This is a genomic window from Kitasatospora sp. NPDC041917 (assembly GCF_055589745.1).
In genome coordinates, this window is record NZ_JBVJBI010000002.1 from 200396 (window position 1) to 214578 (window position 14183).

General features: G+C 76.0%; 13 protein-coding genes. All 13 read right to left on the reverse strand.

The window, feature by feature from the left end; translation table 11 throughout:
* Positions 1–66: 66 nt before the first annotated feature.
* The 13 genes from ACZ6EM_RS03040 to ACZ6EM_RS03100 all read right to left on the reverse strand — a co-directional run bounded on the left by ACZ6EM_RS03040 (position 67) and on the right by ACZ6EM_RS03100 (position 14152).
* Positions 67–1287 (reverse strand): NADase-type glycan-binding domain-containing protein, encoded by a 1221-nt coding sequence (locus tag ACZ6EM_RS03040; RefSeq protein WP_465771483.1) that lies wholly within the window; start codon positions 1285–1287, stop codon positions 67–69.
* Between the two features lie 3 nt (positions 1288–1290).
* Positions 1291–1854 carry a phage tail protein gene (locus ACZ6EM_RS03045; protein WP_387729091.1) on the reverse strand — a complete coding sequence of 188 codons (564 nt, stop codon included), beginning with the start codon at positions 1852–1854 and terminating at the stop codon, positions 1291–1293.
* 34 nt (positions 1855–1888) lie between these two features.
* Positions 1889–3850 carry a putative baseplate assembly protein gene (locus ACZ6EM_RS03050; RefSeq protein WP_465771484.1) on the reverse strand — a complete coding sequence of 654 codons (1962 nt, stop codon included), beginning with the start codon at positions 3848–3850 and terminating at the stop codon, positions 1889–1891.
* Positions 3850–4287, reverse strand: coding sequence for a GPW/gp25 family protein (locus ACZ6EM_RS03055; protein WP_387684353.1), 438 nt, complete (start codon positions 4285–4287; stop codon positions 3850–3852). The genes ACZ6EM_RS03050 and ACZ6EM_RS03055 overlap by 1 nt, the downstream gene beginning before the upstream one ends.
* A 2-nt stretch (positions 4288–4289) precedes the next feature.
* Positions 4290–4601 carry a PAAR domain-containing protein gene (locus ACZ6EM_RS03060; RefSeq protein WP_452181020.1) on the reverse strand — a complete coding sequence of 104 codons (312 nt, stop codon included), beginning with the start codon at positions 4599–4601 and terminating at the stop codon, positions 4290–4292.
* A 112-nt stretch (positions 4602–4713) separates the two neighbouring features.
* On the reverse strand, positions 4714–6492 hold the full coding sequence (locus ACZ6EM_RS03065) for a VgrG-related protein (RefSeq protein WP_401054929.1): 1779 nt from the start codon (positions 6490–6492) through the stop codon (positions 4714–4716).
* Positions 6489–7265 carry a CIS tube protein gene (locus ACZ6EM_RS03070; RefSeq protein WP_465771485.1) on the reverse strand — a complete coding sequence of 259 codons (777 nt, stop codon included), beginning with the start codon at positions 7263–7265 and terminating at the stop codon, positions 6489–6491. The genes ACZ6EM_RS03065 and ACZ6EM_RS03070 overlap by 4 nt, the downstream gene beginning before the upstream one ends.
* A gap of 108 nt (positions 7266–7373) precedes the next feature.
* Entirely contained in the window at positions 7374–7799 is a 426-nt protein-coding gene (locus ACZ6EM_RS03075; RefSeq protein WP_452181018.1) for a phage tail protein, read from the reverse strand.
* A 143-nt stretch (positions 7800–7942) separates the two neighbouring features.
* Positions 7943–8443 carry a hypothetical protein gene (locus tag ACZ6EM_RS03080; protein ID WP_465771486.1) on the reverse strand — a complete coding sequence of 167 codons (501 nt, stop codon included), beginning with the start codon at positions 8441–8443 and terminating at the stop codon, positions 7943–7945.
* 3029 nt (positions 8444–11472) lie between these two features.
* Entirely contained in the window at positions 11473–11631 is a 159-nt protein-coding gene (locus ACZ6EM_RS03085) for a DUF6760 family protein (protein WP_359897849.1), read from the reverse strand.
* Positions 11628–12110, reverse strand: coding sequence for a hypothetical protein (locus tag ACZ6EM_RS03090; RefSeq protein WP_359897850.1), 483 nt, complete (start codon positions 12108–12110; stop codon positions 11628–11630). Before ACZ6EM_RS03090 ends, ACZ6EM_RS03085 begins: the two co-directional genes overlap by 4 nt.
* Positions 12107–12547, reverse strand: coding sequence for a phage tail protein (locus ACZ6EM_RS03095; protein ID WP_030290301.1), 441 nt, complete (start codon positions 12545–12547; stop codon positions 12107–12109). Before ACZ6EM_RS03095 ends, ACZ6EM_RS03090 begins: the two co-directional genes overlap by 4 nt.
* 72 nt (positions 12548–12619) lie before the next feature.
* Entirely contained in the window at positions 12620–14152 is a 1533-nt protein-coding gene (locus ACZ6EM_RS03100; protein ID WP_465771487.1) for a phage tail sheath family protein, read from the reverse strand.
* Between the last annotated feature and the right edge of the window lie 31 nt (positions 14153–14183).

Here is a 14183-nt window from a genome sequence, read left to right on the forward strand (position 1 = left end):
CGTACGCGGCGCAGATGAGGAACTCCTTGGAACCGCGACGTCACAGCGGGCCGGGCGGACCGGGGCTCAGGTGCGTTTGAAGAACTCCACCTCCGAGAGTGCGATGGCGCGGTCGGGGCCGGTGCCGGCGGCCTCCCGGACGGTGAGCTTCACCTGGGTGACGTCGCTGATCCCGGTCTGCACCGTCTGCGGGCCGGGCTGGTCGTTGAGCGGAACCTGCTGGGTGTGCACCGTGCCGTCCTTCTCGGTGACCTCCAGGGCGAGGACGACGGGGCGCGCCTGCTGCTGGAAGTGCTGCGGGTCCACGGAATCCCCGGTGTGGATGATCAGGTCCACCAGCCGGAACGGGGTGCGGAAGGAGAAGGTGACGGAGTCCCCGATCGCGGGTGCGCCCCAGTAGGTGTTGCTCAGGCCGTCGTCGGCCAAGGTGGCCGGATGGCCCTCGACGGCGGCGCTCGCCGAGGTGGCGGCGGGGGTGATCGGCGCGGTCTTGCGGAGCTTGTCCAGCACATCCTGGAAGGCGACCTTGCCCGCCGGGTAGAGCAGGATCCCGGCGACCACCACGGCGATCAGCACGAGCAGCGCGATGGTGCGGCGCAGCGCGTTGCCCGAGCCTCCGATCCGGACCCGGCGCCGGAACGGCCAGCGGGTGCGCCACCAGGGCAGCTTCGGCGCGGCCTCGGTGGGCGTCAGCGGCGCGGCGCAGCGGCGGCAGAACTTCCGCTCGGGCAGGTTCGGCGTGCCGCACCGGGGGCACGGCGGGCCGTCCTGGGCCTCGGCGGTCTCGGTGGGCCGGCTGACGGGGCGCGGTGCGACGGGCTTGGCCGGCTGGACGGCCACCGGGTCGGCCGGCGCCGTCGGGACGGGCGCGGGGGCGGGGGTCTGCGCGGGAGCCGGCCGTACGGGGGCGGTGCTCGGGCGCGGGGGTTCGGTCGCCGGGGGCTCGGTCACGGGGGGTTCGGCGGGCCGGGCGGGTGGCTGCTCCGCCCTGGGCTCCTCCTTGGCCTCTGCTTCGGGTTCCGGCTTGGGCTCCGCCCCGGTGCGCGCGGTCCGGCGCGAGGCGCTCCGGCGGGTGGATTCGACGGGCGCGGGCGCGGGCTCCGGGACGGGTACCGGCGCGGGCTCGGGCTCGGCCCGCGCGGGGGCGGGCACCGCGACGGGCGCTGCCGTCGGCGCCGCCGTCGCCGGGGCGGCGGCGCCGCGCGACCAGCCGAGGTAGGCGCCGCAGTTGCCGCAGAAGTCGTCCCCCTCCCCGTTGGCCGTTCCGCATTCGGGGCACACCGGCATCCGTCAGCCCTCCGTTCGCCCGGGTGGGCCGGGCAGGATCTCCACCCGGCAGGTCAGATGGACCGGACAGCCCGCCCTCACGACGGACCGCACCTGGTCCTCGTCCGGCGCCGGTCCGCGCAGCGGCCAGACCCGGACCAGTACGTCGCCGCCCGGCGCGGGCGGCAACGGAGCGTCCGGGTCGGTGGACCAGGAGGCGCCGCCGCCGTCGACGATCTCGGCTCCGGCGCCGAGCACCAGCCGCAGCCGTTCGGTGAGGCCGCGGCGGGTGCCGCGCCAGCGGTGCAGCTCCACGGCGCGCTCGACCACCGCGCGGCGCACCTCCACCGGCCAGGCCGGGTCCACCTCCACCGCGACCCAGGAGGCCAGCCAGTCGAGGAAGTCGGCCGGCGCGAGGCCGGGTCGGAAGTAGGCCGGCAGGTTGTCCAGGGTCGCGAAGACCGGGGCGAGGACGGTGTCCAGGCCGGCCGTGAACCGCTGGGCGAAGTCGTCGTCGGCGAACAGCGCGGGCAGCAGTTCGCCGATCGGATGCGGGCTGGGCAGTCCCGGGACCGCCGCGCGGCTCATCCGCGCCCCCCGACTCTCGGCGCGCGGCACTCGCTCATGACGTCCCGTCCTCGGCGGCCGGGGTGACCACGACCTGGTGCTGGTGGGAGAAGACCAGGGCGTCCGCCGGGACCTCGACCCGCTCGGCGGGCGCGCCGCGGCGTCCGGTGATCGGGTCGGCCGGGAACAGCCGCACCTCCTCGACGCCCGAGACCGCGGCGACCCGCTGGAGCACCGCGAACACCTCCCCGTACTGCACGGCCCGGCCGAACGGCCAGCCCTCGCCGTCGGCGCCGCCGCGCAGCGGGTTGAGGTACCGGTACAGCGCGGCGAGCACCTCCTCGCGGACCCGGTCGGGGTCGGCGGAGCGGGTGGTGAGCCGGGCGACGACCGTCACGCCCTGGTAGGCGGGGGGCTGGACGACCAGCCGGGTGCCGATCAGCCGGCGCTCGTCGAGGGCGGTCGCGACGGCGGCCAGCACCTGCTCGTCGGGGATCAGCTGCTCGAAGCGCAGCCGGTCGCCCTCGTCCGCGACCGCGTCGGGGACCACCAGTACCCGCACCGCTCCCGCTTCCCCGCCGCCGGCGGGCACGCAGCTGATCCGGGCGGCGGACGGCGCGGCCTGCCGGGCGATCAGCTCGAAGTCCCCGGCGGTGACGGCACGTTCCTGTAGGCGCAGCTGGTGCGGGGCGCGGGCCTTGGCGTTCTCCACGGTCTCGCCGTCGACCCCGCCGCGCGCCGCCTCCCGGTTGTCGACCCGGGCGATGTACGGGACGGAGCTGCGCAGTACGGTGACGGTGCCGCGGGCGACGTTGCCCGCGATCCCGCCGCCGGTGCGGTAGCGCGGGACGCGCAGCCGGGCGCCCTTGGGCGGCACGGCGCCGAAGGCCCGCAGGCCGCCGTCCGGTTCCCGGACCGCGGGCGGGAAGAGGAACTCGCCGGTGGTCGCGTCCAGCACCACGTGCCGGTCGGCGGGCGAGGACTCGCCGAAGTGCTCGACGAGCGTCCAGCGTTCCCAGCCATCGCCGGCCGCGACCTCGACCACCGGGGGCTCCCCGTCGAGCAGCACCGGTGGCCGGGCCAGCCGGAAGCGCTGGCCCGCGACGCCCTCCGAGGTGCCGAGCTGCGCGTCGGTGACGGTCTGCGCGTGGACGGCGGTGGCGGTGCCGCCGACCGTGAACACCTCGGCCCGCCGGACGGTGGGGGACTCGGAGTAGAACGGCTGGCCCGGCTGCGGCTCGGTGACCCGGCAGCGCAGCCAGCCGGCCCGGCGACCGGCGACCACCGAGGCGGTGTGCCCGGCGGGCACGAAGACGACCACCTCGCCGGGCCGGTTGAGGCCGCCGGTGGTGTCGCTGCCGGTCTCGCAGGCGATCCAGCGCGCGCCGTCCCAGACCTCCCAGGCCAGCGGCGGCTGGCGCGGGTCGACGCCGACGCCCTCCACCCGGCTGTCCAGCCGGACGATCAGGATGCAGCGCGGCACGACGGCGGGCAGGGCGAAGAGCATGGCGTCCCCGGCCGCCGGGCGCGCCTGGAAGCAGGGCACGTCCGCGCCGTCGGCCAGCCGGGCCGTGCCGTCGGACTGCTCGCCGGAGGCGGAGACGGTGACCAGCCGCTCCAGCGAGCTGGGGACGATCGGCAGGTCCTCGGCGGTGGAGAAGACCACCGCGTCGTCGGTCTCGGTGCGCAGCGTGGAGACCTCGGTGCCGGCCCGCAGCAGGACCGTCTCGGACTGCGGGGCGGAGAGCCAGAAGTCGACCTCGGCCCGGGCCGCGGCGGGCGGGAAGAGCCGGATGCCGAGCAGGTCGAGGAAGGCCGCGTAGTTCTTCTCCGGGACCCGGTTCAGCCGGTAGAGCAGCTGGTCCACCAGGTAGGCGAAGGTCTCGATCAGGGTGACGCCCGGGTCGGAGACGTTGTGGTCGGTCCACTCCGGGGCGCGCTGCTGGACGTAGCGCTTGGCCTCGTCGACGAGTTGCTGGAAGCGGCGGTCGTCCAGGTTCGGGGAGGGCAGGGCCATCAGCGCGCACCCCCGCCGACCGTGTCGAGGGCGTCCGCGCCCGGGTGCTCCGGGATGGTGTAGAAGGGGAACACCAGGTTGCGGCGGTCGTTGGTGGCCCGCACGGTGTAGTGGACGTCGATGTAGAGGGTGCCCTCCTCGGCGCTGTCGAAGGCGATCACCACGTCGTCGACCTCGATCCGCGGCTCCCAGCGCTCCAGGGCGATGCGCACCTCGCGGGCGATCCGCCCGGCGGTGGTGCTGTCGCCCGGGGCGAAGACGTACTCGTGGATGCCGCAGCCGAACTCGGGGCGCATCGGCCGCTCACCCGGGGCGGTGCCGAGGATCAGCCGGATCGCCTCCGCGAGCTCCCGGTCGCGCTCCACCATGGCGATGCCGCCGGTGGCGTTCACCCGCAGCGGGAAGGCCCAGCCGCGTCCTATGAAGCTGCCACTCATGCTCAGCCCCCGATCAGCACGTTGAACGCGCCGGTGGTGACGGTGGCGCCGCAGGTGGTCTTGTCGCCCATGCGGGCCGCGGGCAGGCCGCCGATCAGCACCACTCCCCTGGTCACCGCGCCCGGGGAGGGCAGCACCAGGTTGCCGGGGCCCAGGGCCAGGTGCGGGGGGACGACGCAGGCGTGGACGGTGCCGACGACGGCGGCGGGGCGGCCGCCGATCAGCACGGTCGCCACCTTGAGGGCGCCCGGCGGCGGGGTGGTGAGGGCGCCGCCGTGGTCGGTCATGTCGCCGGTCCGGGCTGCGGGGGGCATCTGCGGTCTCCGTTTCCTGCGGTGCCCGGTGTTCGCGGGCACTCGCCATACTGCCATTGGTTCTTGACGTTCCGTCAGTCGATCGTCGGTCTGTCGCCGGTCGATCGGCGGCTCAGTTGATCCGGACGAAGGCCCCCTTGAGCACCGCCTCGGCGCCACCGTCCACGGTGACCGACGTCGTGCCCCGGACGGTGACCGATCCGCCGCGCACGTTCACCGCGCCGGTGCCCGCGTCCAGGGTGATGCCGGAGGAGGAGAGCCGTACCGTGCTGCCGGCCGCGCCGCCGAGGCCGTGGACGGTCAGCACGATCTCGCCGCGCTGCTGGTCCAGGCTGACCTCCAACTTCCCGTCACCGCTCGCCAGGTGGACACCGGACTTGCCGCCCGGCACGTCCAGCAGCTCCATCCGGTGGCCCGAACGGGACACCACCGAGCGGCGGTTGACCTTGCCGGAGGCCCCGTCGACCAGCGGCACGTCGTGCGGGGAGGGCCGGTCCACGCCGTTGTAGAGCCCGCCCAGCACGTACGGGCTGTCCAGGTCGCCCTGCTCGAAGCCGACCAGCACCTCGTCGTTGACCTCGGGGCTGACCACGCCGCCGCCCCCGGCGCCGCCCCACTGCACGGTGCGCACCCAGTCGGAGACGTAGGTGTCGTCCAGCCAGGGGAACTTGAGCTTCACCCAGCCGCGCTGCCCGCCGCCCGGCTCCCGGACGTCGGTGACCACGGCGACGGCCAGGCCGGGCATCCGGGGCCCGCGCGGCGGGGCGTTGCCGCCGCTCGTCAGCCCGGCCAGCGAGCGGTCGGGCGCCGCGCTGACCACGACGGTGGTGCGGTAGCCGCGGAACGGTTCGAGCAGGTGGCGCACCCCGGTGGCGGTGTAGCGGCCGGAGAAGGCGGCGCCGACGTTGCCCAGCGCGACCGCGGTGCCCGCCCGCAGCCGCGGGTTGCCCTCGGCGACCACCTCCAGCTCGCCGAAGCCGGCCGCCACCGAGGCGGCCAGCGACCGGGCCACCGAGGCGGTCTCCGCCTGGGTGCGGTACGGGGTGTCGGCGACGGTCAGCCGGGACCGGCCGGGAAAGGCGGAGGCCACCACCGAGGGGCTCATCCCCGGCTGCACGGTACGGGAGGTCACCGCCGGCTCGGTGGCGACCAGGGCGCTCTTGGTGGTGACGTTCCAGCCGCGCGCCTCGACCGTGTCCGCTCCCCCGGCGCCGGTCAGCACGCCGCGCAGCTCCAGCAGGTTGCGGCCGTACTCCAGCACCAGCGGGTTCTGCGGCGCGGGGGTGGAGGGGGCCGGCGCGCCGGAGGCGGGGTCGGGCCGGACGAACTCCAGCCTCCCGTCGTCGTCCACCCGCACCTGGGCGCCGCTCTCCTGGGCCAGGAACTGGAGGAACTCCCAGTCCGGGACGTTCGCCTGCGAGAGCTGCTGGTGGACGACGGGGAAGGAGTCGACCGTGCCGCAGGTCAGGCCCGCGCCCGAGGCGACCTGGCGGACGATGTCGGCGGTGGTCATGTTCCGGAAGGCCTTCACCCGGCGCCCGCGCATCAGCCGGTGGGTGACCGCCGAGGCCCGCACCACGGTGTACGAGCCGGTGGTGTCCACCTCCAGCTCCAGCGCGGTCACCTCGCCGGTGAACAGCCGCGCCCGGGTGTTGCCCTGCACGGTGACCACGGACACCTTCAGCGGGGTGCCGATGGTGATCCCGGTGGCGGAGAGGAAGGTGTGGTCGGCGTCCCGGAAGGACAGCACCGCGGTGTCGGGCAGGCCGACGCTCTCCTCGATGTCGCAGGAGACCAGTTGGGTCACCCAGATCGGCGGCAGCGGGCCCGGCGCCTCGACGACGGGGTCGGCGGCGAAGGAGCGGCCGCCGCGGGCCTCGGGAGTGGTCATGGCCGTCCGCCCTGGGTGGGTTCCTGGTTCCGGGTATGGCTCTGGGTGTGGCTCTGGGTGTGGCTCTGGGTGAGTTCCTCGATGCCCGGCACGATCAGCTCCGCGCCGGGGACCAGCGCCAGCGGATCGTCGATGTCGTTGGCCTCCGCGATGGCGCGCCAGGCGGTGGCGTCCCCGTAGGCCCGCCAGGCGAGCATCGGCAGGCTGTCGCCGGCGATCACCCGGTGGGTGCTGCGGGCCTCCGGCGAACCGGAAGTCGGGTTCTGTCCGGCCGGGTCGACGCTCGCCTCGTCGATGGTCAGCGAGCAGACCGCCCGCAGCGGCTTCCCGTCGACGTCGAAGAGCGAGTAGGTGACCGAGAGGCCGGTCAGCACCCCGTTGAACGACGTGGTCTTCAGGGTGCCCCAGTCCAGCCGGATCCACGGGCTGGCCGGCGTCTTGCGCGCCAGGCTGGCCGGGGTGGGCACGCACGCCGTCATCAGCTGCTCCACCGCCCGCTCCACCGAGTTGTCGTGGGTCGCGGTGGAGTCCAGGAACACGTCGAGGGAGAGCGAGCGCGGACCGCTGCCGACGAACTCGGGCAGCGCGGACTCGCCCGCCATCCGGGACGGGGTGCGCCGCCACTCGGTGGTCTTGCTCAGCACCAGGGTCGCCGGGTTGAACTGGAGCCGGAGCTGCGCGAGCGTGCCGCCGGGCTGGGCGCCGACCGTGGACGGTGGCTCCATGATGGTCAGTTGGGCCCGGGTGACGCTGGCGGGGACCGCCGGGGACATCCTGGTGCTCCTTCCGTGGGTCGGGCTGTGGGGTGGGTTCCGTGGATCGGGTGGGCCGGGCCGGCCCGGTGAGCCGGATGGGCGGTGGGGTCAGGAGGGGCGGTGGGATCAGGAGGGGCGCAGGCCCGCGTGGGCGATCTCCAGGGTCTCCATCGCCGCCTGGGAGTTGGCGGGATCGAAGGACGGCCCCTCCCAGCGCACCGGCACGATCCCGAGCACCTGCCAGCCGACGATCCGGCTCAGGTCGGGCCGCAGCGCCACGATCTCGCCGTCCTTCGGCTCGACCTTGCGGACGATCTCGGACAGCCAGCGGGCGATCTTCGTGGTGTCGGCGGTGACCGCGCGGGTCAGCGTGATGTTCGACCAGGTGATGCGGCCCGGCAGCTGCCAGGCGAAGCCGTTGTTGCCGCCCTCCGCGTACTGCTCGATCTCGACCTGGGCGCCGAGTCCCGAGCAGGTGGTGAAGTCGCCCAGGTCGTTGCCGCCGATGGTCAGGCTGAAGAACACACTGGACGCGAAGATGGTGTCGGTCATCGCTCTGCTCCCTGCTTCCGGTCACGTCGCTGCTGCGGCCTGCTGTCGGCCGTCCGCCTGGTCCACGCTCTGGTCCGCGGCCCCGGCCCGCGTTGGCCGTTCCGCGGGCCGGCGCGCGGTCCCGCCTCCGGTCCGGGCCGGGCTCAGCGGCGCATGTCGTACGGTTTGCCGCTGCGCTCCCGGCCCCTGCGCACCTCGGTGCGCAGCAGCCGGCCGACCGGTTCGACCAGGCGGCGGGCCAGTTCGTCGAGGTCGGCGGGGTCGGCGCGCCGCTCGGCGCCCGGCCCGGCGGGGGCCTTGCCGGGGGTACTCGCGGCGGGCGGGGTACCGGGGGTGGCGGTTCGGGCCGGCCCGGCGAGCTGCACCGTGGTGGGTGTGCGCGCGGGCACGGCGGTCAGCGGCACCCCCGTCAGTCCCGACTGCTCGGCCACCCGCTGCAACAGCCGGGCCGTGGCGGGCGACGGCGGTGCGGACGGCGCGGGCGAGGCGGACAGGGCCGACGGGCCGGACGGGGCGGACGGGGCGGACGGGGCGCTGGTGGCGTGCCCGGCGGGCAGGGCCCGGGCCACGACGAGCGCGGTGGCGGGCTGCGAGCCCGGTGCCCGGCTCGTGCCCGCCGGGGCCGCGACGGCGGGTGGCGGCATCGGGGACGGCTGCGGAGGCCGGGACGAGGCCGACAGGCGCTGGACCGACGGGCCCGCCACGGGCCTGAGCCGGACGACCGGCGGGCGCGGGGCGCTCGCCGTGGCGGACGGCGAACCGGGGGCGCCGGGGTTCGCGTGCCCACCGGACCTCGGCGTGGCGGACCGCTGCACGTCCGGGAGGCCCGCGCTCGTGGCGCCGGGCCGCGGCGGCACCGGGACACCGGGGTTCAGGACTGCCGCACGGGGCTGACCGGGCAGGACGCGCGGTGGGCTCGCCGGTGCGGGCGCGGCCGGGACGGCGGCAGGTGTCGCCGGGCCTCCGGCCGCTGACGGGTGATCGACGACGGCCGGGTGCCCGGCCGCCGTCCGTCGGACCGGCCGTTCCGACGGGCGCCGGGAGAACACCCGTTGCACCGCGGCCACGACCCCGCGCGGCGCGGCCGCCCCCGGCGTGGAGGGGCGCTCCGCACTCCCCGGCGAGGCGGGCTCCCCGGCTGCGGCACCGCCGCCTCCGGCGCCGGTGCCCGGCGAGCGGCGCGCCTGAGCACCCGAGCGGCGCGGAGCGGCAGCGGCCGGTGCAACTGGCGCGGCCGGCACCTCGCCGTTCGGACGGGACACGAGAGCGTGGGGCCAGGCGGCCCGGACCACGGGTGGCGTCGGCGCCGACCCGGCGCCTCCGCCGGAGGGAGCGGCGGCAACGGGCGCGAAGGGTGCCGGCGGAGTGGCGAGGGCGACCGTCATCCGGCGGTCGCCGAGCAGCCCGCGTCGCTGACCGATGAGTCGAACGGCTCGCTGCACGCCCAGGCCGCCGGAGGACCGGCGCGCCGGAACCGTCACGGGCACCACCGGACCGTTGCCGCCGGCGCGCGGGGCGCCCGCCGGGCGCGTCCCGGGACCGGTCGGCTGCGCGGCGGCTCCCGGCTGCCGCTCCGGTCCGCCGCCGGAGGCCGACGCGACGGAGGCACCCGTCGTGCCCTGCGGGGCGCCGGAGGGCGCCGGGCGTCCGGCCGCCGGTCCACGAAGGCCGCGATCCGCACCGGGGTGCGCCCGGCGGCCACCGGCGGTCGGAGCACTCGGGCCGGCGGGGATGGTCGGGGTGGCAGGGATGCTCCGGGTGGCCGGGACGGCCGGACCGGCCGATCGCCCGTCATCACCGCTCCGGACGGGGGACGTCGCCTCGGCCGGGCCGTCGCCGGGGCTCCGGGTGGCGCGCTGCACGGGCAGCCCCTCACCGGCCACCGGCGAGGTGGGGGCAGAGACTGCGGCGGGGGCGGCGGCAGAGGCCGCGTCACCCGTCGCCGGGGCCGCGATCCGCCGGACCGGTCGGCGCCCGCCGAGCAGCGGAGCGGTGCCCCCGGCCACGGCCGCCGTCGGCGGCAGCGCGTCGAGCGGCGCGCCCAGGCCCCCGCGCGTACGGGTGGGGGTCGGGTCGGGCGGGAGCGGTGCGGCACGGTCGGGGGTCGGAGTCGACGGTGCGGGCGTACCGGCCCCGGGCAGTGCGCGCTGAACGGGCGCGCCCTCGGCGGGCCCGCTGCGGCCGACAGGGGCTGGAGCGGGCCGGCCCGGCAGGGCGCGATCGGGGGACGAGGACGGTGCGGGCGTACCGGCCCCGGACCGCGCTCGCTGAACGGGCGCGCCCCCGTGCTCGGGGCGGGCGGGTGCCGGGCGGGCGGGCTCGCCGACCGTGGCGGTACGTCGGGCGGCACCGGCGACGTCCCGGCCCCCGCCTCCGGCCGGCCGGGCATCGGCCGAGCCGCCCGTCCCAGCGCGGGTGGACCCCGCGTCGGCGGGAACGACGGGCATGGCCGGCCCGGCCGGGGCGGCACCAGAGGCCCGGGGGCCGTCGACGGCCAGAGGCGTGGCGCTCGCGGGCAGCGCGGTCAGCGGCGCGCCGAGAACCGGACGGGCGGGTGCGGCGGTGCCGGGCGCGGCGGCGCGCTGGACGGGGGTGCCGCCGGCCGGCCCGTTCCGCGTGGACGCGGGGTTGTCGGTCGGTCCGTTCCGCGTGGACGCGGGCTTGTCGGCCGGGCCGGGCGCCGGCCGTTCGGCGGCTGCGCCGCTCGCGGACGGGCGGCGCGTGCCCTCGGCCGTCTCTTCCGTCGTCGCCGCGGGCCGCGGCGCGCCCGCACCCCGGCTCGCCGGTTCGGTGACGGCGGCCGGCGCCCTGACCTGCCCCGGGACGGCCGCCACGGGGCGCGCGGGCAACAGGCTGGGCCGCCGGGCCACGACCAGCGGGGCCCCGACGGGACGCGGCCGCACCGGCCGGTCGGCCCGGACCGCCGAGTGGTTCGGGCGCGGGGCGGCGGCCGCTTCGGGCGTCGCCGCACCGAGCGGGCCACTGGCGGCCTGCGACCCTTCGGGCTTCGGCGAACTTCCCCGCACCGCAGCGGACTTCGACCCACCGGGCACGGACGCACCGGGCGCCGCCGTGCCGGGTGTCGCCGCGGCGGGCCTCGGTACACCGCTGTCGGCGCGCTCGGCCGCCGCGCGCGAGTCGGCCCCACCCACGCGGGCCGGGTGCGGCCCGGACCGCACCGGAAGCCGGCGCAGCCGGACGGACCGCTGGACCGGACGCGCCTGACGCGCCGACCGCGCCGCGCCCGACGGCCCGTTCTCCGGCGGCTCTTCGGCCCCGGCCTCGCTCGGCACGACCGGCACGACCAACTCGTCCCCGCCCGTGCGGACGGGGGCCGGGGCGCCCGGCCTCGCCACCGCCCGCAGGATGCCGACCGGGGCGGTCGGCAGGACCGCGTGGCCGAGCGGACCGCAGAGTGAGGGGTCCTGCCAGGCGGTGAGCCGGGCGCGGAACCTCAGGCCGTCGCTGACGCCGTGGGCCGGCCCGGCCAGGGTCGGGACCAGCGGCGCGACCGCGCGCCAGCCCCCGTCCCCGGCCGCCGGGCGCCGCCGAGCGGCCTCGCCCGCGCCCCGGGCCGCCTCCGTGTCATCGGAGGCGGCACCGGAGGCGGCACCGTTGACGGCGCCCTCGCCGCCCCTGCGGCGGCCGATCCAGTCCCGAAGCCCCACCCGGCTCACCCGCCTTCGCTGATGCGGGTGTTGAGCCGCGCGATCTCCCTGACCCACTGCCCGCGTTCACGGTGGGTCAGGTCGAGGATGTCCTCCCGCTGCCAGTGGAAGTGGAAGGCGATGTACGCGATCTCCTCGTACAGCCGAGCAGGCGCGTACGTCACGATTCCCCCAGGCGCCCACCGGCGAGGTCGACCTCGAAGGCGCCGTCGCAGTGCGGGCAGGTCACCGCGGCGCGCGTGTGGCCTTCGCTGTTGATCCGCTGGTAGAGGTCCTGGAGGAAGGCCACGTCGGTGGCGTACATCCGCTCGACGACCCCGGCGTGCACGTCGGTGATGTCGCCCAGCCTGGTGATCACGTGGCTGAGCAGCACCACGCTGAGGTACGCCGGGTTCTCCTTGACCCGCAGATCGATCTGCGGCATCAGCTCGTCGCGGGCGGTGGCCAGGCGCATGGCACCGTGCCGGTGCACGGTGCCCTCGTCGTCGACGTAGCCGAGCGGCAGCTCGAACTCGAACTCGGTGTGCGGCGCCCGCGCCCGGGGCTGCGCCGCCGCTGCCGCCGGGGCCTGCTGCGGCGGCGCGGTGTTCTGCGGGGCCGGAGCGCGTTCCAGCAGCTCCTCCAGGCCGATCTTCCGCCTCACTCGACCGAGATCTCCTCGAACACGATGGTCACGGTCTCGGTGGCGGCGCTGGACTCGCCGGCGCTGAGGGTGGGTCCCTCCCAGCGGCTCGCCCAGGCGTTGGTCAGCTGGATGCGCCGCAGGGTGGCACCGGTGGTGTCCTTGACCTCGATGGTGAGGTTCTGCCGCGCGGTGTTGATCGCCCCGTTGTTGAGGGTCTCCTTGATCCAGTCCGTGAACGCGCCGCTCTTGTCCAGGCCGCGGGTGATGGTCACCTCGCCGGGGAGCCGGGCGCCGGGCTGCTTGCGGACGATCAGTTTGCCCTCTTGGGTCACCTGCTTGTACTCGACGACGTCCTGTTCGACCGTCAGGTTGCTGATCTCCTTGACGGACTCGACGTTGTAGCCGCCGAGTTGGACGCCGAAGATATGTGTGGAGAGCGGATCGCCTTCAGCCATGGGTTTGTGTCACCTTCCGATGCGAGGGGTGCCGAGGAGTGGCGCCGAGGGGTGTGGTGCCGACCGGGCCGGTCACTCGTTGACGAGGCTCGTGCTGTCGGAGAACTGGGACAGCCGGAACACCACGAACTCCGCGGGCTTCACCGGGGCTACGCCGATCTCGCAGATCACCTGGCCGAGGTCGATGGACTCCGGCGGGTTGTTGTCGCGGTCGCACTTGACGTAGAAGGCCTCGCCCGCGGTCTGCCCGAACAGGGCCCCGCGCCGCCACTCCTCGGTGAGGAACGCGGTGATGTTCCGGCGGATGCTGGACCACAGCCGGTCGTCGTTGGGTTCGAAGACCACCCACTGGGTCCCCAGGAGGATGGACTCCTCCAGGTAGTTGAAGAGCCGGCGCACGTTCAGGTAGCGCCACGCAGGGTCGGAGGAGAGGGTGCGCGCGCCCCAGATCCGGATGCCGCGCCCGGGGAAGGCCCGGACGCAGTTGACGCCGATCGGGTTCAGCAGGTCCTGCTCGCCCTTGCTCAGGCGCAGCTCCAGGTCCACCGCGCCGCGGATGACCTCGTTGGCGGGCGCCTTGTGCACGCCGCGCTCGGCGTCGCTGCGCGCCCACACCCCGGCGACGTGCCCGCTCGGCGGGACCAGCACGTTGCGGCCGCTCGCCGGGTCGAACACCTTGATCCACGGGTAGTAGAGCGCGGCGTAGCGGGAGTCGAAGCCCGCCTCGTCGTTGCGCCAGGTGCGCATCCGCTGAGCGTTGAGGCCGGGCGGCGGGTCCAGGACGGCGATCCGGTCGCCCATCTGCTCGCAGTGCGACATCACCGCCAGCTGGACGGTGCGCAGGCCCTCGTCGTCGAGGTCGCCGCGCTGGTAGGCGCTCATCAGGTCGGGCACCGCGACCATGGTGATCTCGTCGATCGCCTCCAGGCCGCCGAAGCCGGTCCGGGCGGCGGCGTCGCCGACGTACTCGGCGGGGTCGAGCCGGCCCACCGGGGCCGCGGCCGGCGCGGGCGCGGCGGCCAGGGCGTGGGTGCGGCGCTCGGGGCGGCTCGGCGCGGTGCCGGGCTGTTCGGCGACGGCGACCAGCTTCGACTCGCGCAGCTGGGTGACGACGTAGCCCTTGGTGCTCTTCCGGGTCGAGACGTCGTAGGTCTCGGCGACCTCCGCGCCCCGGCGCACCAGCAGCCGGAAGCGGTCCTCGGGGACGTTCTCCCCCTCCGGGTCGGCGACCTCGACGGACACCTCGGCGCCCGCGCCCGGCCGGGCGGAGAAGAGGAACCCGGCGATCTCGACGGGCGGGGCCGCGGTGACGGCGGGGGCGGCGCCGGGCGCCTGCCGGGCCGGGTCGCCGACCCGCACCACGTAGGCGGAGCCGCCGCCGTTGGCGAAGAAGCCGTACACCGAGTGCGCCAGGTAGGTGCCCTCGGTGAAGCCGCCGAACCGCTGGACGTACTGGTCCCAGTTGGTCACCAGTGTGGGCTCGTGGAAGGGCCCGGTCTCGGCGAAGCCGACGAACGCGGCGACGGCCGTGCCGACGCCCTCGATCGGCCGGGCACCGGACTGGACCTCCTCCACGTACACGCCCGGGGTGAGGTACGACGGCATACGCGCTCCTTCGGCTGGTCAAGCATTGCGC